Origin of the sequence: Chryseosolibacter histidinae (genome assembly GCF_018598225.1) — a bacterium.
GTDB lineage: Bacteria > Bacteroidota > Bacteroidia > Cytophagales > Cyclobacteriaceae > Chryseosolibacter > Chryseosolibacter histidini.
Genome location: NZ_JAHESF010000008.1, coordinates 211,889 through 233,385, shown reverse-complemented (window position 1 = coordinate 233,385; position 21,497 = coordinate 211,889). Strand labels below are relative to the sequence as shown.

Sequence of the window (21,497 nt, the reverse complement as noted above, 5' to 3'; positions counted from 1 at the left end):
TATGTTAACATCAAAATTCAACCTTTTTGGACGCATTTTCTATGGCGTCTCGATCGCTGGCGTGGGCATCTTACAACTTTTGTCCGGCGAATTCAGGCGATTTATCTCACCCATACCGGCCGGAGAGTCTTATGGATTCATAATTTACATTGTTGGGATCTATTTCCTGATATCCGGTCTGCTGATAACATTTGACAAAAAACTAAGAATCACTTCGGTGATCCTGGCTTATGTGTTAATTCTGTTTATCGTGTTCAGTCACATCCCATGGGTATTTATCCATATTCCGGACAGCCTGGAGCTTGGCGCTTTCACGAACACACTCAAGCTGAGCGCATTTGCCGGAGGAGCGCTGCTGATTGCGCTTGGCAGCCGCGCTGAAAATATGCCGGGTAATTTTATGACAGGTTTGTCAAGGCTGGCGCCTTTCGGCAAATACTTCTTTTGTATCATGCTGTTCATTTTCGGGATCGATCATTTTATTTACCGCGACTTTGTAAGCAGCCTCGTGCCTAAATGGATACCGCTGCCGTTGTTTTGGACGTACTTCACAGGCATTGCGTTGTTAGGCTCAGCAATATCGATCGTGACTAACATCAAAGTGAAACTGGTGGCCCAGCTTTTAGCGATCATGCTTTTCATTTGGTTGCTAACGATACACCTGGTGCTCGCCATCAAATATCCCAACTGGAACGGCGGAGAGAATATAACGGCCTGCTTCCAGTGCCTGGCATTCACGGGTATTGCGCTTACCATCGCCTCCCAGGCGGAGGTGCCACAATACGAGCAAAAGATTTCGGAGCGGATACCAGGCTGAGACCTTGAGTTAAAAATTCCGCAAGATCATACAGCTAATTTTGATAGCTGCCGCTGAAATTTGAACAGTCTGTGTCAGGAAACTGATAACCGGTATTTTTTCATAAAACGCTATCTGTATGAAAAGAGATAATTTCATTCTATCACTATGCATGGTTGGTATTGTGGCTATGGCATTCATGTCAGTCGAAGACATCAACGATCGGTCCATGCCTTATCCGGAGGGTTTTCGGAAATGGGTACATATAAAAACAACGTTGACAGGTTTTGGCCGTGTGCCGCAAACAAAACTTGACGGCTTTCACCACATCTACGCCAATGAAAAAGCAATAACAGGATATGAAACGGGACATTTCCCCGACGGCGCCATCATTGTTTTTGACAAGCAGGTTGCAGATACCGCCAGGAACGTGATAAAATCAGGTAGCCGGAAATTTATCAACGTGATGTATAAAGACAGTAAAGCTTTTGCCGATACAGGCGGCTGGGGCTTCGAAGAATTTACCGGAGACTCTAAAACTGAAGGACGGCTTTCTGTGGAGCGTCAACAAAGCTGTTTTAAAAGTTGCCACCAGGCTCAGGCAAGTACGGAGTTTGTGTTCACCAAATTCACGAATTGACATTTCAATTTGTTGTGGTGCGCAGGTCTTAAGATAGATAAGGGCAATAAATGATCAAGGCGCATACCACCGCGGCAATGCAGATGATAAGTACCGCTCCTGCGGCCAGGTCTTTTGCCTGGCCTATCATTGGATCAGGATTCTCAGTAACCCGATCCGCTAACTTTTCAATGGCGGTATTGAAAATCTCCGCCATCCACACGATGCCTATGAGCATCAATGTAATTAGCCACTCGGTTCGGCTGACAGCGAGCAGACAATTTACGATAAGCACCGCCACTGCCGCCACCAAATGAAAAACCATATTACGCTCATAACGGAACGCGAGCGATATTCCGCGCATGGCATATCGATAGCTGGCCAGGTGTTTCCTAATCATGGTTCATCTTCTTTTGTTCATTTTTTACTAGAACTTCGCGGGTGATTTTAATTGCATTTATCGACTCACATGTGCCAGGTAAACCGAAAGGAAACATGCCAGGCAGATAAAACCATGGAGCGTAAAAGGAGATAATATGTTTTGTTGCGAACCGTGAGATTGAAATGAGCAATAGGCAAGCAACCAAAACAGCAGGTAAAATGCAATATCCCAAATATCAAACCTTCCATTAGTGACATGAACGAGCTGACAAAATTCCAATCCCACGGCAAATAGTATCGGCACAAGAACAACTTGTATTTTATATCGCCTGATTTTTATATAAAAATCTTGCGAAAGCGCTGTTGCACAAAACACCCATAGGCCTCCCGGCAGTGAAAATATTGCTGGCTTGTTCAACGGTATTGTATTGATAATGTAGTTTTTTATCGCAGTGTAAGTTTCAAATGACAGAATTAAAATCATGAACTCATTCACGACTGTCTTTTCGGATCGATAGAACAGGTAAATAAACAGGCTAATGGATAGTGCTATAACTATGCTATAAGCTCTTTTCATAGATCAGGATTTTGAAATAAGAAAACAGCCCTGCATTGAATTCTTCCAGCAGTTTAAATTTTTCAAGCTTACGTAAACTGGATATATGAAACACTGATTTAAAGTAGAATAGCCTGGAGAGGCTTTCAAAGGTTTTGTCTAAGTACTTCAGCCAATTATTGGGTGTGAAGTGATTGAGGATAAAGACTTTTCCATTGGGTTTCAACACACGATAAACTTCTTCCAATAATTTTTCCGGATCCTCGACTACTGCAATGACGTGTGAGAGAATAACGTAGTCAAAAGTTTTATTCTGGAACAAAAGGTTTTCTCCACTCATATGTAAGAGTCGAATATTACCCTTCAGATGCTTGCGTGCGCTGGCGAGCATACTTCTGGAAGTGTCGATACCAATAATTTCATGTGTATTATAATAATTGAAATGCGTTCCGTTTCCGACGCCGATTTCGAGCAACCGCCCATACGGGCAGCTGTTGATTCTGCTGAAGAATTTATGTTTCTGGGGCTTTAAGAAAAAGTCAATAATCGGATACAGGAAGGTTAATCGATCATAGAATTTTTCTGAGTTGTTAATCATTGTTCATTAAATATTTTCAGTCCGCTTAGTCTTTCCTTTTTGTGCCCTCAACAAATGTATTTAAAAGAACTTTGATTTTCAAAGTGAATGCGCAAAAAAGAGCGCAAAAGTCTCTTTTACTCATCACCCATCCGGTCAAAACAAAGCGTTCCTCGCAGGAGATTATCGGTCAGGTTTTTAGGAAAGGAAGGTGAAAACAACGGTAATTAAAAAGAATAAGAGCTGACCCCAAGAGAGGTCGGCTCTTTATATACCCCCAGAAGGGAGTAGAACCTTAGTGCGGAAGATACATCACTCCACTTTTATGATCGTTGCCTGCCGCGCAATAACACTCCAGGAATTATTCTTGAACATCCAGACATTGGTAAACCGCCTGGTCACCGTTTTGCCTGCGTTGGGCTGTGTGCCCTGAGGTTTTATTACTTCACTTCCCATCACCACCGCTACGTTGTCATAGAAAGAGATCTTTTCAATGTTTCTTTCAAAGGCCAGATACTTCAGCCCACCATTCCTCAGGAGCGCTTTGGTTCCCTGCACAGTGCCCACCACGTTGGCCGGCGTATTGACGATCATATTGGGTGACCAGAGCTTGTCAAACAATACAAGAGAATCACTTTTCAAAACCGACGCCACTTCCAGGGCATCCAATCGCCTGATCTCGGCTTCTTGTGGATGTTGCGCAAAGGCAACGTGCGATAAGCATGCCGAACCGATGAGCAAAAAGACAATGATGTTTTTCATAATAGATTTAATTGATGTTACAAGATTATCCGGGCAGCTTCTTTGTTGGTGTGCCGTTTTTGGTGTGCCCTGCCCTATGCCATTGTTGGTGTGCCGTTGTTGGTGTTCTTCACCAACAACCCCAGCCAAGCCACCTTCGAAGCACTACTCCTGGGCCCCTGTTGGTGTTCTTCACCAACAAACCACCTTCGTAGCACTACCGCCCGGTACTTGTACAAAAATCTATTGTGTCAGAGAAAAGATTGGGTAAAAAAAGGACTTTGTTTATCGCAGCTTCAAAATTCTTTCGGGGGCAGATAATTCAGCTTTGAACCATTCCTGCGGCGTGAGCCCGGTAAACTGTTTAAACTCTTTCTCCATGTGGTGGTAGTCTGTATAACTAAACTCCTGCGCAATGGACGACCACTGGGTATCAGGGTGTGTTAATTTGTAACGATAGGCATGGTTGAAGCGGGAGAGCCTGCTGAATAATTTGGGGCTCATGCCTATTCTCTGCGTGAATTTTCTGCGGAACTGCTTCGTGCTTAAGCAGGCCTGTTCAGCTACCCAGTCTAAAGAAAAGCAGGTGGGATCTGATAGCAATTCCGTCGCAACGGTATCCACGGAAGCCTGTATTTCCAGTTGTTTACATTTGGCCAGCATAAACTGCTCTGCAATGGCTACCATATCGGAGAGGCTATCTGCTTCAGCCAATTGTTCGCTTACAAACCTGACTTCAGTGCCGAAAAACAGCTCAGCATCACAACAATATTCCTGGAGAAGCTCCGACACAGGCAGCCGGATCATTCGATGCAAGGCACCTGGCTGCAGAAAAATGATGAGCGCGAAAAACTCGGGCGAGACCTGGATATTCTTCCGGTCCAGCTGATGGGTGAAAACCGCTACCGGTGGAGGTGTGAGCACGCCACCCGTTTCAACGTTGTACTGGTTTACCGATCCCTTGATATAAAAAACAATTTTCTGTTCAGGCTTAGGTGCTCTTGGTTTGGCAGGAACCGACTGATGTATATCGAATTGAAAACGTATGATCGTGTAGTTCCTTACGATCGCACTGAGCTGAGGGCTGGGTAAAAAACTTTTGTAGACCATATCTTCGTTGAAGAACCGGCGTAAACAACTAACTAAAAAGGAGGCATCGATAATGAATAGAAACGCGAAACCTAATCGTGCCGTTGCCGTCTCAATACAAGCGTGGCTGTAACTTATCTTGTAACTATGAACAACACTGCTTTTCTCACCGGTACCAAAAAGCTCTTTCAGTATTATAAGGGTCTTGGCGACAAGGCCATTGCGCAGCTTAACGATGAGCAGGTAAGCTGGCGCCCGAATGAGGCCAGTAATAGCATTGCCCTGATCGTGCATCACCTGAGTGGCAACATGCTGTCGCGGTTCACGGATTTTCTTACCAGCGATGGTGAGAAGCCCTGGCGCGACCGGGAGGCTGAATTTGAAGTGGGTTATAAGGATAAGGCCGAGCTGCTGGCCGCCTGGGAAAAGGGTTGGAACCAGCTGTTTCTTACCATCGATAGCCTTACGGAGGCCGACCTGGACAGGATCATTTACATCCGTAACGAGGGGCAGTCGGTGATGGATGCCCTTCAGCGGCAGCTGGCGCATTATCCGCACCATGTTGGGCAGATTGTGTACATCGCCAAGATGCTGAAGGGTGACGATTGGAAGTGGCTTTCCATCCCGAAGGGTGGTTCACAGGGTTATAACCAGGATAAATTCGCGCAGGAAAAAACAATCCGTCATTTTACAGATAAAGCTTAAGTCCGGAATTTGGAAATTTAGTCTTGGCGATTAAATTTGCAGTCCCTTTCGGGTTAGGATTTGCGGAGACAGGGTTTCTGATGTCAAAATCAGGGATTTTAGTCGAAAATCGTAACTTTTGGAAGTAACAAGCGGGAGTAGCTCAGTTGGTAGAGCATCACCTTGCCAAGGTGAGGGTCGCGAGTTCGAGTCTCGTTTCCCGCTCAGTTTAACCTTAAAAAGTGTGAGTTAATGGCTCACATTTTTTATTTTAGGCTAATGGGTAATTCTGCATGATGCATTTTCCTAATGCCTGATGCCCAATGCCTAAGAACCCGCCCGGGTGGTGGAATTGGTAGACACGCAGGACTTAAAATCCTGTGGCAAGTAATTGCTGTACGGGTTCGACTCCCGTCCTGGGTACTCAGCAGAAAGCCTTCGAATTGTTTAAAATTTGAAGGCTTTTTTTATTGGGCCAGAACCGGAATTTGAACCATGGGAACACGAGATGAGATGAAAGCTAAACCCACTGTTGTGCGTCTGCCCTTTATACGTTAATTGATGCCGCAATTCTGAAGCCAATGCACTCGTCTTTTGCGTCAGGAACAATTGCATATCTTTTTGAAACGGTGCAGTGATTTGCCCAATTATGATGACATCCTCCCCGAAGAACTATTTCATTACCTTCTTCCAAATAAGGTGTTCCATCTTTTGGTAGTAAACGAATATCACTTTGAAAATAGTCCTGGCACCATTCCCAAATGTTACCACTCATATCAAAAATGCCTAACTGATTTGGCTGTTTCTGTCCTACGTCGTGAGTAGTCGTACCTTTTTCACGATTTTTTAGTTTGGACAAAATCTCAAGGTCATTATATTTTCCGCTATTTTGGTCGTACCAACCAACATCATTGATGTTATTACTACCGCTAAATTGAAAATCATCAATCCAATGTGTGCCGCCTCTTGCAGCGTATTCCCATTCGGTCTCTGACGGCAAACGAAATGTCAATTTATACTCGTCTCCTGTAATAAGATTTAGTTTATCCAAGAAGCCACTTTTTTGCGTAATGTCGTTGAACGAAACATTCTCTACAGGCTTGTCTTGTCCACCAAAATGTGAAGGGCTATTGCCCATAATGTATTCCCAAAGTTTTTGGGTTATCTGGAATTTTGAAATAAAAAAATCGTTGACATGAATACCTACTTTATCACCGTCGCCAAACAAGTAAGTTGTCTCTCCTGTACCTTTCACAAAGGTCAGAGGAAAACGATAATTAATTTCAGGAAAGTGAATATCAAAATCTGTCATAGTTGTTTCGGAATGAATCATGGTAAATCACAAATACCTGTGTTCAGGGTCAACATTGAGGAATAGGTACGCCATAACGCGTGCTGTTGGTCTCAATTTTTCACGGCTAAGGACTCTGGCTGTTTTCTGAGGGCCGTAGAATTCGATGGCATCAAAGATATCCGCAATCTTGCCGTACTCAAATATCCGGACAATGGCCCAGTCGTCGTTTTCGCGCAGGACTGTTTCCACACGTTCGGGGCTAATGTCCCAGAAAAGTTCTTTCCGCTGCACCAACGGCGTCTTTAATATTGCATCGCCTGACATATCTTCCATAACGTCTATGCGAATTTATTAGCTTTTTTTGGATATGAGCCCGGTGTCCTATAAATAGATGACACACAGTCGGATTCGTATCGGAAGAGTACGTTCAGAAATCCACCAACACCGGTAGCGAAATATTCAACGCATCAGCGATCTCGGAAAGGCTATATAAGGTAGGATTCACCTTTCCATTCTCAAGCTTTTCAATAGCCTGACGGTCTTTGCCAACTGCACGGGCGAGGTCAGATTGGGTCCACCCCTTCTTTGTCCGGAGGTCTACAACCCGCTGCCCTATCAGTTTCTTAAGCTTGTCCTTGGTCACATAACAAATTTCCAGTTTGCGTGTGAGAAAGATGTCATATTATAAGTTGACAAACTGATTTGTAATGATTAAGATTGTCATACAATAGTATGACGCATCAATTATGGACATGGATAGGCATGTCACTTCAAACCAAACCAATAAACACATGGCGCTATCATTTGAAGAACTAGGCGAGATCCTCAAGACCGTCGGCGTCCGTATGGCGCCGAAAGAAGACTTTGATGACTTCTTTGAGATAATCGGTGAAAACCTGCGCAACGCACGACTGGCGAAAAATATCGATCTCGAAAGTGCGGCCCAGGCAGCAGGTATAACCCCTGATAACATGGAGCTGCTTGAAAACGGCCTCTATAATTTTGAGCTGCTCAAACTGGCCAATCTGTGTGCTTATTATAAAATTCCCATGAAGGGCATCGGCAGGAGGAAAATGAAACAAAAATGAAAGCCCTCAGCTTTCCCCATCGATATTGACAACTGTTTACCTATTCGTTTGAGTGAGTAGATTAGAGTTATGCGGATTTTCCAGTATCCCGCAAAAGATCCATTAAGGCCTGCGACGTTGACAACAATTCAGCCTCGATTATATTTTTCTTTCACACCCAGTGATGTAGAATGGGTTTTATCTTATTATCTGCCTTCCGGAAATCTCGCTGCGTACTGAGCAGCCGTGTCTAAAATGAATTGAAAATCCTGTGGCTAGTGAAGTATCACTGGCAATCTTTTGTCTGATCCACCCCCCATTAAAGTCCATTTCACACCACCCTCATCTCAAGGCACAACCATACTTTTGAGTAACTTTTAAGTTACCTATTATGACGAAGATTATTAAACACCGGTTTTTCTTCCCTCACCCAAAGGAGATGGTGTGGGAATACCTGACGAAATCAGAACTGCTGGAGCAATGGCTCATGAAAAATGATTTCATGCCTGTAGCGGGCCATGACTTTCAATTCAGAACGAATCCAATACCCAGCCTAAATTTTGACGGGATATGTTATTGCAAGGTATTGGAGATCATTCCCTTTAAAAAACTTTCATATTCCTGGAGAGGAGGTCCGGGTACGGGCCAGATCACCCTTGACACAGTCGTGGTCTGGAAGCTCGTACCCAGCGACACCGGTACCGAGCTTCTCCTGGAGCATAGCGGTTTTGGGAAAGAAGAAAACCTGAATTTCTATGCAGGTATGACGGAGGGCTGGGCCAAAAACGTGCAAAAGATCGCGAATCTTTTACAGGCTGCGCAACATGACACAACGAAGCCTTGACACCTTTCAGGTTATTGGAGATCCCAGCAGAAGAAGGATGCTGATGCTGCTTTCCAGGGAGAGTTTGACGATCAACAACCTGGCCGGGAATTTCAAGATGAGCCGGCCTGCTGTTTCAAAGCATGTTAAGATCCTCTACGGAGCGGGATTCATTTCCGTCCACAACATCGGACGCGAACGGTATTGCACCTTGAAGAAGGATGGCTTTGAAGAATTGCAGGCGTGGATCTCTTACTTCGACGCGTTCTGGGCATCAAAACTGAAAAAGTTGGAAACCTTATTAAATAACAAGCTGCCGGATAAGGGAAATTAAAAATTCTATGAAGGGAAAATCCCGAGTTAATTGAATCAAAAAACAACGAAAACTATGACTACAAAAGATTTTACAACTACAATACTGGTAGATAGCACTCCTCAGGAAGCTTTTAATGCCATCAACAACGTTCGGGGATGGTGGTCTGAGGAAATTGAAGGCGACACTGAGAAACTCAATGACGAGTTCAAGTACCATTTTGAAGACAATCATCGCGCCCACTTAAAACTAATTGAAGTGGTTCCCAACGAAAAAGTTGTATGGCTTGTGTTGGATAACTATTTTAAGCCCGAATTCTTTGCTGCTCTTTCAATACCGTTCTCGAACCAGGCTGAATGGACAGGCACAAAAATTATTTTTGAGATCTCTAAAGCGGATAACAAGTCTGATAGCCGTCGAACGCAGATCCGCTTCACCCACCTGGGCTTAGTCCCCGAATTTGAATGTTTTGAAGTTTGTTCAAACGGATGGAATTTTTACATACGGGCGAGTTTGTTGAACCTCATCACACTTGGGAAGGGTCAACCGAATAGTACCGGCAAGCCAAAGACTACACACGAAGAGAAATTTCATGCTACCGCCAAATAAAACGTGAAATTTTACGCCACTAAAAAAAAGGCCGTCTCAGAAATTCTGAGCGGCCTATAACCGGTTCTAACCTGTACAAAAGCTTCAATCCTCCACAAACCTGGTTCAAACTTTAACCCGCTTCACTGGCCTTACATGAAACACATACAATTTTTTCGAACATTATCGTAACGTTGATCAACCTGATCGGCGTCTTAGGCTGGTAACGCTAAGACCATGATGAGAAAAACAATTTTATTCTTTGCGCTGTTTTTTGTTGCCATGCTCCCGTCCTTTGGGCAGAGTCCGGCGACACCCTATGGCAACAACCCGGAAACCGGCGCATTCAAAAAGATCAACGGCATCAACTTATACTACGAAACATATGGTAGCGGAAAACCATTGGTTCTTCTCCACGGCAACGGCGGTTCGATCAAAGGTGCCCGCAACAAAATAGAATACTTTAAAAAGTACTTCCAGGTCATTGCTATCGACAACCGTGGTCATGGAAAATCGGCAGATCCTTCCCCTCATCTGACCTATATGCAAATGACGGAAGATGTGGCCGCGTTACTCGATTCACTTCACCTGGATAGTGTCTATGTGTCGGGGCAAAGTGACGGCGGCATCCTTGGATTGCTGCTCGCGATCAATCACCCGAATAAAGTATCAAAAGTGGTGACCTTTGGCGCCAATATGTTTCCTGGAAACAAAGCAATTCCTGACGTTATTGATAAAATGATCATGGATACGTTGCGGCTTACGAAGAATTTTCAGACAAGAAGACTCTTCGAATTGATGGGTCAGCAGCCTGATATTACTGAAAAGGATCTGCAGAAAATTACGTGTCCGTTCCTGCTGATCTTTGGTGATCGCGACGTAATACGACTTGAGCATGCGCTCACCATGTTTTATAACATCAAAAGATCCAACCTTTTTATCATGCCCGGTGCAACACACTTTGGATCGATCGAGAAGCCTGAACTGTTCAATGCGGTGGTAATGGATTTTTTTAATAAGCCTTTTGCCATGCCATCAACCGTTGAGATGTTTACAGGCAAGAAGTGAACGGAGTAAATTTGCTGGAGGCTCACTGCTTTTTTAAAGACGCGTTTCATTTTGTTTATCCCTGAAACGCCCTGGTTTCTTTCCTGAAGTCCAAGTTCAAGAAAAAGGTTCTAAGGGAATGACAATGGAAACCGTAAACCCTTAATGGCTTGAAGTTAATATAGTTTTTAAAATGACTACGCATGTTCTTGCTTGGATTTTTAATCCAAAGATTATTGTCATTTAATCTCAATAAGTAATAAATTCGACTATACATTTAGAATATGCTGCGACACATTGGTACTATCGCTTCGCCATTGGACAACAAATCCTATGGTTTCATAAGATATAATGAAGGTGAATCCATATTTTTTCACAGCAAGAAAACTCTTGAGCCTTTAAAGCAGGGAGACAAGGTCTTTTTCTTGCTGGGCGAGCCAAGAAGTGCTGACGAGAAACCAGAAGCTATAGCTGTTCGCAAGATCCATACTCAACCAGATGGGACAAAACTTATTTTAGGCATGAACCTTAGGATTGTCCCTGAAGCAAAGGTTTTCTTACTGAAAATCTTGCCTGAAATAAGGATCGAGTCATTGACGACTGAAGAAATCGTGATCGAACGTAAGTTTGATCACAATATTGGGGTGTCATTAGCAATTGAAACAACACCAGACGATGAAGTGTTTTTCGCCAAGCGTCATAAACGGAGAAACTACTCGAGATTTGTAAAGAACAAAGCTGGATCTGAAACTGATCGCTTCACTGTAATTATTAGGTACAACGATCAGGAGGGATTTTATGAAGTTCTTGCAGCTTACTTTGGACCAAAGACCCCACCCGAGCCTTGGGATAGAAAAGCAACGGCTGAAGCACTTCCCTTCTGGCAAACGCATGCGTTGATTCCCCATGATGTATTCCGAATTGAAGTCAGTGACATAAAACAATTTGATCCAAACTTTTTCAAGACGTTTGAAGAGCTGCAGGCAGGAGAAAAACCGGGTGAATATCAGGATTGATTACTAAATCGTTCAAATAACTATGGCTAAAGGAGGAACCAGACCGCCGAATGGTCCAAGCACCACCGGCAAGCCCTCTGGCGGAGGAAGGGGGAACAATCCACCTCTCAACCAAAAGGCAAGTAACAAACTCGATTTCAGCAGACAGGTTGTTAGAGACACTTAGCTTGACATAGTCGTGTCGAAGAGGAAATTTCTTTATCAACTGATTGAGAATTGGCTCCAGCCGATACAACAGCTCCAAAATCCTCAATAAACTGGTTCGACTTTCTGACCATCGCGGTACATTCCCGACCCAGTATCGAGTCGTAAAAATGGCTGTAAAACACCCTGTAGGCACTTTAAGAGACTTCCGACAGGTTAGTCCTAAGTCAAGCAAAGAAGCAAGCTCGCTTGACACCCAAGCCCATGAGAGTTAATACGAGAGCTTCACAGGTCGTTGAAATAGCCTAAACGCCCCCAAAAATTTAACAATTTCTTAACACACGAACCAGGTAGGAAAATGGCAATCGCCCCTATTTATATAAAAACCAAAACATATGAGTAGTCTTTATTGCTTTGCTTGCTCGGTATCTCTGGGATATAGAACAGGTATTATCACCAACAATATCAACTTTACTGGGAGCACGTACATGGTCGACAAATTCCATAAGCACACAACGATGTCTATTCTAACGGGCGTAGTCTCAACATATCTCGATACGTCATATTCATCCTACAGCGCACTCACTATCACCGCGTTGATATCGGGATCGACCCAAATTGATCGCGGAAAAACGAACATTGTATGGAACGCTAACGAAATCATCGGAAACCGCTATGTAAACGGGTCATTCACCAATACAGCGGATGTAATAAAAGTGGTAATTCCAAAAGATCCGGTCAAAGTTCATTCGTTTCCTGTAACGCTTGCTGATTTTGGGGCACATCGGTGCAGGCGTTGCGGACGCGATGCGTTGTGTTAACAAGGTCGAAACGAAAGTCCATCACAGTATCCACTGGTCAAGATCACAGGTTTCGAGGTTTATTAGGGTATCTAAGAGCTCTTGAAATAGGGCTTTTTTGTAACTTGTCTGGATGAACACGTATATATTTTGTTCAACGAGGCACCTTGATCTACCTCCGAATACCTTTTTTTCGTTCCGGCAAGTTACCCTAACAAATAGTCGAGCTATTGTTGAAGAATTTGTAACACAGTATAGAGATCATGCGCTTATTACTTTCGGCACTATCAGCCTAGAGGCCATAGCATCTTGTCCATATTTTTTGGTTCGGCAATCAGCGCAAAGTTTAATGCAGATTTACAACTCTTCTAATCTTTATACAGCTGCTCATATTATTCACGATGAAATAGACTTTTTTACAGCTTCCCTTTGGTTTCTAAAAGATAATGCCTGTTCTACAGCAATGTTGCATCTTTATTGTTCGGAGGCTGAAACAGCATTTAATAAATGGCGAACATCTGGACAATCTAACTCGAAGGGTGAATACGAGGTGGTTGAATTCAAAGAAAGGGAACTTAATGAGGCGTTGCATATATCAAATCGCTTCCGGTCAATTATAACTTCTTTTAGGCGTGTCGATAGCAAGCAATTTCATATGGATGTTGATTTTTCGAGAACGACGAGATCCTCGTTTGTTGAGGAACCTTACAACAACCATGATCGCATTGGCAGAGCGTTCAGCTTCATTAGCTTAGCTCGACAAAGTTCTCTTCTTCCCTTAAAGATTTCTCTTTATGTAGCTTCTTTCGAGTGCTTATTCACAAATGATCATTCAGAAGTGACTCATAAAGTATCTGAGCGTGGAGCGTTTTATTTGGCCAATGATAGAATAGAAGCCCTAGGAATTTTTAAAACATTAAAAGCTGGATATGCAGTGCGTTCTAGTTATTTGCATGGGCAGAAAGTAGCTGGCGGAACTAAGGAGAAATTGCAAGACACGTCGACAAAAATGGATGCTTTGTGTCGTCGCTTATTTCGTAAAATATTAGATGACCACACTCCTTTTACACTGAATGATCAAGAGTTGCAAAAATGGTTTGATCAACTTTTGTTTGGATAGGAAGATTCCGACGGTAGTACATAGAACTCAACATCATCGTGATAAAGCGCATATGTGCCTTCATCACGACCTTACTCGAGCTGTGCGGTTCGGTACCCCTATAGAAATTCTAAAACCTACGCCCTTAAGAAAGCAGTTGGTCCGGGAGCTTGATAGGCCCGGCATTTTACTTCTTATCGATCTCCAATTGATTTTAAGCAGCTAAATTGACCGGTTTGTGATCTTTCTGGCTCGGCTTCTCTTAAATTTTTCTTTCTTTTTTTCAAAAATCCCGATCGTTTGGCGAGGCTCAACCGTCAAAAGACAAATTTTAACAAAATGAAAAATCTGAAAGACAAAGTAGCCGTCGTATTTGCCGCATCGGGAGATATTGCGGGGGCAGTTGCCCGATCATTTTCTCAGCACGGTGCAAAGGTGTATGTTACCGCCCGAAATCCGGAAGCCATAAAGGCATTGACGCAGGAGATCAAAGCCAATGGTGGAAATGTGGAAGCCGCCAAAGTAGATGCATTGAATGAAACCGAAATTGACACCTTCTTAAAAAAGGTAGTTGCAGACAATGGCAAGCTCGATGTTGTGTTCAATGGTATCGGTGCCAGCTACAGTGAAATGGGTGGGCGCCCTCCTACAACCATGGCTACCTTTGGACAATTTATGGCCCCGATTGAAAAGATATGTGGCTCGCAGTTTCTTACCTCGCGGATAGCCGCGAAGCACATGATACAAACTCAATCCGGGGGAACCATTTTACTTTTAACTGCTGCATTGTCAAGATCCAAGCTTTCTAATGTGGCAGGCATCACAGCTGCCAGTGCAGCCATTGAAGGATTAACACGGGTGATGGCAGCCGAATGGGGCGGAGACGGTATAAAAGTGATCTGTATTTGTCCTGGTGCGCTCATGGAGACAAAAAGAATATCAGGATGGATCGAGGCCGCTGCACAACAGTACGGAATGCCTGTTGAACAGCTGGTGGCACAGTACAAAGCTTTCGACATATTAAAAACAAGCCCGACATTGAAACAAGTGGGTGAAACAGCAGCGTTCCTTGCTTCTGAAACCGGGCAGGCTTTCAATAGTCATGTTGTAGATGTGGATTGTGGTAAGTTGAATATTTTGTAATACAAAGCGCAGGTTGCAATCTTCCGGCTGAAGCTTGCAACCTTCGTTTTATCTTGTAATGAATTTAATGATGGAAAGAGAAAAAATACTTCAGTCGGCTTTGGCCGGAGACATCAACGCGTTCCAAACACTGTTTGCAGAATTTCAAAATCAACTGAAATCTTATCTGTACCGTTTGCTAACCGATCGAAACGATGTAAATGATCTGGCGCATGATACCTTTATCAAGGCCTACACTAAAATATCCACTTTTAATCAGGAATCTTCTCTGAAAACCTGGGTATTCAAGATAGCCACAAACCTTGCCTATGATCATTTGCGGAAATCAAAAAGATGGCAGACCGATGCACAGGATCGGGCGGCAAACTTAGCCATAGGTTCGGAGGAGATCAGAAAAGTTTTTTGGATGGTTCATGATACTTCTCCTGCAGGCGCTTACGAAATGAGAGAGCATATAGACTACTGTTTCACCTGTATTTCAAAAACTTTACCAATAGAAAAGCAGGTCGCACTGATCCTGAGAAATATTTATGACTTCCAGGTAAAAGAAATTTGTCTTATCCTCGATAAAACCGAAGGCGTTATAAAGCACTTATTGAATGATGCCAAAAATACGATGACCGATATTTTTGAACACCGGTGTGCGTTAGTCAACCAGAATGGGGTTTGCCACCAGTGCAGTCATATCAATGAGATCTTCAATCCTAAACAAAATCAGCAGGAAGAGCTGATGAAGCTGGAACTGGTAAAAGCTTCAAAAAAATATAATCGCGAACAACTTTTTGAGTTGCGTACGCTACTGGCAAAGGCAATAGACCCGTTGAACGCTGCCGGCACCGACTTCCACGAGGAAATCATGAGGTGTCTTAGAACGGCCATTGGAGAAATTGATTTTTTTGACCGGAGTGAAGATAAAACATAGAAAAATGGGCTTGCATCTCACTACCTCTCAAACTGCCTCAGATGATGGTCACTGTGTTCAGACTGCAAGGAGTCACATTCCACCCACGTCAACGCATGCCTGTAAGATTTTCCTGCTAATAAAAAGCAATAAATTTGGAGCAAACTCGTACTTTAAACAGGTTTACGCACCAATCTATGCTTCGCCTCCGATTGACCACCCCTTTGATGATCTTGTTCGGCCTGCTGATTCCCATATACGGGTTTTCACAAAAAGACAATTATAAAAAGAACGATAAGATCTCGAAAGCGGAAAACAAGCGCTATGAAAAAGACCTCGAGGACCATCCCTACAGTGCGGAGCCACACTGGCGGCATGCCAATATTGTTGGAGCATTCGACTTCAAAGAGGCGGAAGAGGCGTGGAGGTTTTATGACAAGGCACTGAAGATCGATTCTACCAACGCTGCTATCTGGTCTGACTTCGGCGACTATCTGCTGAAGGTACATCAGGATATGAAAACGGCGCTGTACTTATATGAACGCGCACTCAACCTGGAACCGGACAATAAAACACTTCAGGGCAAGGTAGACGTGCTGACAAAAAACATGCAGCAGATCGAGGAAACCACCCACCTTCGAAGCATCGGCAGGTCCATGCGCAGAAAGATCGATCACGGCATCAAATATTCGGTGATATCCAACTTCGATTCTTTGCAGATGATGACCACGAACACTGAAAGCCCTTATGCGTATGAAAAGCTGCTCAAACGATTTTTGGAAGATGATCTGCTAAGCGAATGGGAAACTTATCTTCTCTGTCTGGGTTATGCAAAGACGAACAACTATAGCCCATACTCGAATGCCTCCGGCGATCTTTATAAGTCTAACAAAGCTGGTGACTACGACAAAACGCTTGCGCAAGGGCAGGAGCTGTTGAAGAAAAACCCGGTAAATGCCTCGGTGTACCGTGAATTAATGTACGCACATCGCCGTAAGGGAGAAAATGAAATTGCAGATCTTTACCAGCGCCGCGCCCAGCGATTGTACGAGGCCATGATCTTCACAGGTGATGGTACGTGCGACAAACCTTATGTAACACTCACCACTACTGATGAGTACGGCCTCATTGGCTACCTCGGACTTTACAGCACCGGCATGCAATCTTTAGTGACGTGCAACGGAGCCAGGGCAGATGAGCTCAGCATCGAAGACCGCGATGGAAAAAAAGAAGGGCTTTTCTTTGATGTAACGTTGCTCTTTAAAAAGATGAGCGAATCGTTTAAGAAATAGTGAATCAGTGAAGGATCATACGCCAAATCCGGCTATTTCTTGCCTGCATTGATCCGGATAAAGTTTCCGCCGTAGAAAAGTCCTGTTGGTTTATCTTTATTGTCGTATTGCGTTGATCTCAGCTCGTATTCGTTTTCAGAGATCCACTTATAAGTATAGATGCGATACGTTCCCTCGGCTTCACCTTCAAATGATACTTTTAAAGTAACATCGCCATTGTCGTTCACTGTTCCCTTGCCCACGCCGCACCTGATCTCACCAAAACTTGATAAATGATGTACTTCCTTTTTCACCGGGTTGTATGTCCAGAAGATATGTCCAAAAGGTGGTGTGCCATCGATCACTGCGAGAAGGCTGTTATCGGTATTGAGCGGTTTGCAAACTGTGTGATGATGGGGGATCTTGATATGCTCCATACCTTGCCCCCAGTTTTGGGTCCAGTCATCAGCTTTCAAAGTCCATTCTCCAATGAACTTTTTGAATGGATTGTTGCCGGAACCTTGTGCATAGCCAAGGCTGCATGAAACGATCAAAAGAAGGGTCGTGAATTTGAAATTCATAAGAACGCTTTGTTTTGGCGATGTAGTCAATACTATAACTTCATCATGAAAAATGAAAGTCTGACAGATGGACTACCTTCATGGGCTGACATAAAGCCATCGGCGTGTTGTATTTTATGCAGTGCAGTTCATTCACAGCATGGACTGATGGCTCTTTCGACTAAGACGTAATCACATTCGTGATCTCCTCTTTTTTATTTCTCAGATCAAGGCCACCTTCAAGCACCGACTTCAGGTTCACCAGGTAAAAGATCCATCCCCGCGAGTCGCCCACAAAGTGTTTCAGCGCAGTACTTTCGTCGATGGGCAGATCGCTTTCAACAAGCTCAACAATGGTTTCGCCAGCTTCCGTGTATAGGGAGATCGTCACAGGACAACCCATCGAAAAAGTAAAGCCGAACTTATTCTCACCGTTGGCGTGCAGCACTTTTCCTTTTTCTGAAATGGTGTCGGGGTAGCCGTGCCAGTACCATTCATATGTGTCGCCGGGTTTCACAGGCTCATGTTTTCCGCGTACGTTCCCTTGCGGATCTTTGAAAATGGCTTTGCGCAGGAACCATGATTCCAATGCTGCTGAGGTGATCCAGCGTGCGTAGGCATCCATTGCTTTGGCACCAATGTTCACCCTTAATTTGAATTTGCTCCAGTCTTGCTTTCCATAGATGTTGTTTTTTTTCTTCAGCAAAATTAACGGAGCAGCCCGGATGGTTGCTTCTCGAAAATTGACAATTTTATTTTTCCACCTGCGCGCGGTTCAGCTCACGAAACTGCGTGGGTGACATGCCACACCGGACTTTAAACAAAGTGCTGAAGGAAGAAAGGCTTTCGAAACCTACATCCTGGCAGATCTCTGACACCGGGCTGTCAGTAGCGATCAGCAGGTTGCTGGCCCGCTTAATACGAAGGTCGATCAGGTATTGATGCGGCGTTGTCCGGAAAGCTTTTTTGAAGAGCCGTAAAAAATGGTGCGTGTTCAGCATGGCAATGTCGGCAACGTGATCGATGGTGAACGCCGCAGCACAGTTTGCCTCCATCCATTGTTTGGCCACGGTAAGGCGTTTGTACAGCGTTTTACGCGTCGATTGTTTTACCACATCCAGGTTCTTTGACACCGTGACAGCGGCATAATTTTCGGCGATGATGTTGTCGAGCAAATTGCGTAGCAGCATGTCGGCCTTCAGCGCATGGAACGACGAGCAGCTTGAGCCCAGGTTGATCAGCCACGGTAAATGGTTCTTTAAAGTGGCATGCTGAAAATGGATATGCTCCAGCAACGAAAAATCATACGTTTCAATGTCACGCTCCGCATCGGCAGGCACATCGCGGTAAAAAATGGCACGGATTAACAGATCACAAAGTATCGTATTAAAATACAACAGCACCGGAATATTGTCAGATCCCTGCAGCGCGAATGACAACCTGCTCCCCCGGTTTACAATGAGGAAGGCATTTTCATCAAGCGCAGCGGTTTCGTCATTGATCTTGAATTCACCTTTGCCCTTCAGCATGGCCACGATGCCCAGCGCTGTAAAATGTTCCGGATACCGGAAGGATGCAGGCAAAGAGTCCGTAAAGAGATAATGATCGGCATAAGCGGGAGTGATATCCTGTACGCCCGTAAGTTTAACTTCCGGTAGTTGATGCCGAACGATCATTCTTAATTCTTTTTCTTAAACAGTATCCTGTCCAGACTCCACGCTCCCGGGCCTGTGAAAAGAAACAGTAAGCCGAACAGCGCGAACATGAAGGGATGCTGGTCTTCATACCAGAACCTGCCGTTGCCCACAAAAAAAGTGATATATGAAAAAGTCCCGATGATGAGCACGCCACAAACACGGGTGATCAGGCCAAGGCAAAGAAGCACACCCGTCACTAACTCAGCCGACTTTCCCGCATACACTTTGAACGCAGCGGCCTGGCCCTTGAACTTATCCCACTCCGTATAGCCCTTCATTAATTCGGCATTAAACACTTCGAGACCATGATAGACCAACAGCAGACCAACGATGATCCTCACAATAGCAAGGCCACGGTTGGATAGGGAATCTGAAAAAGAAGCGTTCATGATACAGAATGTTGTGATAAAGGTAATTAATGTCCGCGCCTTCCTCCTAATCAAAAATTGTTATGCGATGAACGCGGATTGCATATGAGTATCGTCCGTTTACCGGCCATTGGTCCAGACCGGGTTGAGCTCATGAACCTCGAGCCGTTTAACGATAAACTTGCGGCTCACGTCTCTTGATGCCACCGCTTCGATCTTTCCGGTTTTTTTGCCGTTGAAGGGCACCACATAGTAAAGCTCGCCATCGTTGATGAAAAACTCCAGTATGTTTTTGTCTGCAATAACTTCGATCTTAAAAAGATCCGACTTCGGCGCATACATCACAGGCTGCGTATCCCGTTGATCCGAACCTTGAAGTGGCGTGGTGGAAAAGATCCATTCATTATCAAACCGCATTTCGTAACCGAGCATCCTGAATACGATAGGCGCATCACCTCTTTCAAACTCGGCGATCACGTGCAGGGGCGTGTCCGGGTTTACGGGCAGGCTGACATTTTCGCCCGCGGTAACCACACGGTTTTCCAGCACCTTGCTGTTCTTGTGCAGCGAATTGATCTCGTTCACCGGTGTAGGGCACAGTCTGTATCCATCTGTAGTCATTCTTAACGTGAGGGCTGTGGGAAACAACATGGCCTGGTTAAACGGCATGCCTGGATGTGTGATGTCGCGTCCCCAACCGATCTGGACCCTTCTTCCATTCGGCGCGTTGTTGAAAGTTTGTGCCGCATAAAAATATCCGCCGCCATGCTCATACCGCGTGAGATGTTGCTCGATGTTAAATTTCTTTCCATCAAAATCACCCACCACATATTTACCGGATGCATCGTACATCACCCACTTCTTCACGCCTGATTTTCCTTCCACAGGCAGCTCAAAAAGATCGGGACATTCGAAGAAACCTGCTACACCCGACTGATACGTCCAGCGTTTGAGATCAGGCGATGTATAGATCGAATGCTCACGCACCATGGCCTGGTCGCCGTTGCTCAGTTTCTTCGGCATGCCGGCGTCCCATACCACCATCACCCAGTGCTTATCTAGGTCATACCAAAATACTTTCGGGTCGCGGCCTTCGCCCTGATGTTTTAAAACAGGATTGCCTTCATAATCGGTGAAGGTTCTGCCTTTGTCGTAGCTCAGCTGAAGGCACTCTCCCCGCCCCGTGCTGGTGTACACGGCAATGATGGGATCAACGCCATTCTTCCGGAAGCCTGCTGTGTTTTCGGGGTCAACGACTGCGGTACCCGAAAATGCGGCATCATCTGTGACTCCTTCTTTTATTACGGGATAAATTGCTTCCTTCAATTGTTTCCAATGGAGCAGGTCGGTGCTCACGGCATGACCCCAGTGCATATTTCCCCACGGCCATCCGTAGGGGTTGTGTTGAAAGTACAGGTGATATTCTCCATCCTCGTAAAGAAGTCCGTTCGGATCGTTCAGCCATCCACGTTGCGCCGAGAAGTGTACCTGCGGCCTGCCTTTCTCCCTGTAAACACTGTCCTGCCCCGGGTAGGTGACATCGGCAAAGATCAGCGCTAATCCTTTAGCAGTTGTGCTCACGTCCGATTCAACCCGCGAGCCGTCACGTTTATTTTCGATTTCAATTACCAATGTTTTGCCCTGGTATTCGGACACATCAAAGTAAGCCCAGAATTGAGGATTACCATTGGCAAGGTTGATGGTGAACTGATCCAGCGTCTTGCCATCCAGCATAATGGAAGCTTTTACAGAGGGCGCTGCCTGGTTCACCGGGAAGTTCAGGTACTGCTGTCCTTTTTTGATCTTTATTTTTTTGCTTTCGGAAAGTTGTCCAAAACTTTGAACCGTCAGACCGATGCTGCATAACGCAATGAACAGGTATCTCATAAGTTTTATCTTATCAATACCAATCTACGATAATTC

The 21,497-nt window shown here is 44.6% G+C and carries 26 protein-coding genes and 2 tRNA genes; 15 read left to right on the top strand and 13 right to left on the bottom strand.

From position 1 onward, the window contains the following. Window position 1 precedes the first annotated feature (1 nt). Both KK083_RS10770 and KK083_RS10765 read left to right on the top strand, forming a co-directional pair. Entirely contained in the window at window positions 2-817 is an 816-nt protein-coding gene (locus KK083_RS10770) for a DoxX-related protein (protein ID WP_254163230.1), read from the top strand. Window positions 818-935: 118 nt separating this feature from the next. Further along, a complete protein-coding gene (locus KK083_RS10765) occupies window positions 936-1,436 on the top strand; it encodes a cytochrome P460 family protein (protein ID WP_254163229.1) in 501 nt (166 codons plus the stop codon). Between the two features lie 28 nt (window positions 1,437-1,464). Here KK083_RS10765 and KK083_RS10760 read toward each other — a convergent pair whose 3' ends face one another. The 5 genes from KK083_RS10760 to KK083_RS10740 form a co-directional block, all read right to left on the bottom strand. Beyond that, window positions 1,465-1,815: a diacylglycerol kinase family protein gene (locus tag KK083_RS10760; RefSeq protein WP_254163228.1), complete on the bottom strand. Its 351-nt coding sequence runs from the start codon at window positions 1,813-1,815 to the stop codon at window positions 1,465-1,467. A gap of 57 nt (window positions 1,816-1,872) precedes the next feature. Continuing rightward, window positions 1,873-2,373, bottom strand: a complete 501-nt coding sequence (locus KK083_RS10755) for a hypothetical protein (protein ID WP_254163227.1) — start codon at window positions 2,371-2,373, stop codon at window positions 1,873-1,875. Continuing rightward, window positions 2,357-2,950, bottom strand: coding sequence for a class I SAM-dependent methyltransferase (locus KK083_RS10750; protein WP_254163226.1), 594 nt, complete (start codon window positions 2,948-2,950; stop codon window positions 2,357-2,359). Before KK083_RS10750 ends, KK083_RS10755 begins: the two co-directional genes overlap by 17 nt. Window positions 2,951-3,241: 291 nt before the next feature. After that, window positions 3,242-3,691 carry a nuclear transport factor 2 family protein gene (locus KK083_RS10745; protein ID WP_254163225.1) on the bottom strand — a complete coding sequence of 150 codons (450 nt, stop codon included), beginning with the start codon at window positions 3,689-3,691 and terminating at the stop codon, window positions 3,242-3,244. A gap of 264 nt (window positions 3,692-3,955) precedes the next feature. Further along, window positions 3,956-4,780, bottom strand: coding sequence for a helix-turn-helix domain-containing protein (locus tag KK083_RS10740; RefSeq protein ID WP_254163224.1), 825 nt, complete (start codon window positions 4,778-4,780; stop codon window positions 3,956-3,958). A gap of 126 nt (window positions 4,781-4,906) precedes the next feature. Between KK083_RS10740 and KK083_RS10735 the strand changes: the two genes are divergently transcribed. From KK083_RS10735 to KK083_RS10725, 3 genes are all read left to right on the top strand, one after another. Next, window positions 4,907-5,464, top strand: coding sequence for a DUF1572 family protein (locus tag KK083_RS10735; RefSeq protein ID WP_254163223.1), 558 nt, complete (start codon window positions 4,907-4,909; stop codon window positions 5,462-5,464). A 131-nt stretch (window positions 5,465-5,595) separates the two neighbouring features. Then, window positions 5,596-5,668, top strand: a tRNA-Gly gene (locus KK083_RS10730). Window positions 5,669-5,780: 112 nt separating this feature from the next. Then, window positions 5,781-5,866, top strand: a tRNA-Leu gene (locus KK083_RS10725). Between the two features lie 124 nt (window positions 5,867-5,990). On the opposite strand, the gene KK083_RS10720 is transcribed toward KK083_RS10725, so the two are convergent. From KK083_RS10720 to KK083_RS10710, 3 genes are all read right to left on the bottom strand, one after another. Continuing rightward, entirely contained in the window at window positions 5,991-6,755 is a 765-nt protein-coding gene (locus KK083_RS10720; RefSeq protein ID WP_254163222.1) for a formylglycine-generating enzyme family protein, read from the bottom strand. Between the two features lie 27 nt (window positions 6,756-6,782). Continuing rightward, window positions 6,783-7,070 (bottom strand): DUF6922 domain-containing protein, encoded by a 288-nt coding sequence (locus KK083_RS10715; protein WP_254163221.1) that lies wholly within the window; start codon window positions 7,068-7,070, stop codon window positions 6,783-6,785. A gap of 94 nt (window positions 7,071-7,164) precedes the next feature. Continuing rightward, window positions 7,165-7,380: a helix-turn-helix domain-containing protein gene (locus KK083_RS10710; protein WP_254163220.1), complete on the bottom strand. Its 216-nt coding sequence runs from the start codon at window positions 7,378-7,380 to the stop codon at window positions 7,165-7,167. A gap of 148 nt (window positions 7,381-7,528) precedes the next feature. On the opposite strand from KK083_RS10710, the gene KK083_RS10705 reads away from it, so the two are divergent. The 10 genes from KK083_RS10705 (at window position 7,529) to KK083_RS10660 (ending at window position 16,970) form a co-directional block, all read left to right on the top strand. Then, window positions 7,529-7,825, top strand: coding sequence for a helix-turn-helix domain-containing protein (locus KK083_RS10705; RefSeq protein WP_254163219.1), 297 nt, complete (start codon window positions 7,529-7,531; stop codon window positions 7,823-7,825). A 370-nt stretch (window positions 7,826-8,195) separates the two neighbouring features. After that, window positions 8,196-8,648 (top strand): SRPBCC family protein, encoded by a 453-nt coding sequence (locus KK083_RS10700; RefSeq protein WP_254163218.1) that lies wholly within the window; start codon window positions 8,196-8,198, stop codon window positions 8,646-8,648. Further along, window positions 8,629-8,961, top strand: a complete 333-nt coding sequence (locus KK083_RS10695; protein WP_254163217.1) for an ArsR/SmtB family transcription factor — start codon at window positions 8,629-8,631, stop codon at window positions 8,959-8,961. The genes KK083_RS10700 and KK083_RS10695 overlap by 20 nt, the downstream gene beginning before the upstream one ends. 54 nt (window positions 8,962-9,015) lie before the next feature. After that, window positions 9,016-9,549: an SRPBCC family protein gene (locus tag KK083_RS10690; protein ID WP_254163216.1), complete on the top strand. Its 534-nt coding sequence runs from the start codon at window positions 9,016-9,018 to the stop codon at window positions 9,547-9,549. A 216-nt stretch (window positions 9,550-9,765) separates the two neighbouring features. Further along, window positions 9,766-10,596 (top strand): alpha/beta fold hydrolase, encoded by an 831-nt coding sequence (locus KK083_RS10685; protein ID WP_254163215.1) that lies wholly within the window; start codon window positions 9,766-9,768, stop codon window positions 10,594-10,596. Between the two features lie 263 nt (window positions 10,597-10,859). Then, window positions 10,860-11,591: a cold shock domain-containing protein gene (locus KK083_RS10680; protein WP_254163214.1), complete on the top strand. Its 732-nt coding sequence runs from the start codon at window positions 10,860-10,862 to the stop codon at window positions 11,589-11,591. Window positions 11,592-12,884: 1,293 nt separating this feature from the next. Next, complete coding sequence (locus KK083_RS10675; protein WP_254163213.1) at window positions 12,885-13,655, top strand: HEPN domain-containing protein; 771 nt, start codon at window positions 12,885-12,887, stop codon at window positions 13,653-13,655. Between the two features lie 318 nt (window positions 13,656-13,973). Beyond that, entirely contained in the window at window positions 13,974-14,777 is an 804-nt protein-coding gene (locus KK083_RS10670; RefSeq protein WP_254163212.1) for an SDR family NAD(P)-dependent oxidoreductase, read from the top strand. 67 nt (window positions 14,778-14,844) lie between these two features. Then, a complete protein-coding gene (locus KK083_RS10665; RefSeq protein ID WP_254163211.1) occupies window positions 14,845-15,699 on the top strand; it encodes an RNA polymerase sigma factor in 855 nt (284 codons plus the stop codon). Between the two features lie 206 nt (window positions 15,700-15,905). Continuing rightward, complete coding sequence (locus tag KK083_RS10660) at window positions 15,906-16,970, top strand: DUF4919 domain-containing protein (RefSeq protein ID WP_254163210.1); 1,065 nt, start codon at window positions 15,906-15,908, stop codon at window positions 16,968-16,970. 32 nt (window positions 16,971-17,002) lie between these two features. Here the strand turns inward: KK083_RS10660 and KK083_RS10655 are convergent, their stop codons facing one another. The 5 genes from KK083_RS10655 to KK083_RS10635 all read right to left on the bottom strand — a co-directional run bounded on the left by KK083_RS10655 (window position 17,003) and on the right by KK083_RS10635 (window position 21,461). Continuing rightward, window positions 17,003-17,530 (bottom strand): hypothetical protein, encoded by a 528-nt coding sequence (locus tag KK083_RS10655; protein WP_254163209.1) that lies wholly within the window; start codon window positions 17,528-17,530, stop codon window positions 17,003-17,005. Between the two features lie 160 nt (window positions 17,531-17,690). Then, complete coding sequence (locus KK083_RS10650) at window positions 17,691-18,215, bottom strand: SRPBCC family protein (RefSeq protein WP_254163208.1); 525 nt, start codon at window positions 18,213-18,215, stop codon at window positions 17,691-17,693. A gap of 46 nt (window positions 18,216-18,261) precedes the next feature. After that, a complete protein-coding gene (locus KK083_RS10645) occupies window positions 18,262-19,185 on the bottom strand; it encodes a helix-turn-helix domain-containing protein (RefSeq protein WP_254163207.1) in 924 nt (307 codons plus the stop codon). Window positions 19,186-19,187: 2 nt separating this feature from the next. Further along, window positions 19,188-19,595, bottom strand: a complete 408-nt coding sequence (locus KK083_RS10640; protein ID WP_254163206.1) for a DoxX family protein — start codon at window positions 19,593-19,595, stop codon at window positions 19,188-19,190. Window positions 19,596-19,694: 99 nt separating this feature from the next. Then, on the bottom strand, window positions 19,695-21,461 hold the full coding sequence (locus KK083_RS10635; protein ID WP_254163205.1) for a glycoside hydrolase family 32 protein: 1,767 nt from the start codon (window positions 21,459-21,461) through the stop codon (window positions 19,695-19,697). Window positions 21,462-21,497: the final 36 nt, after the last annotated feature.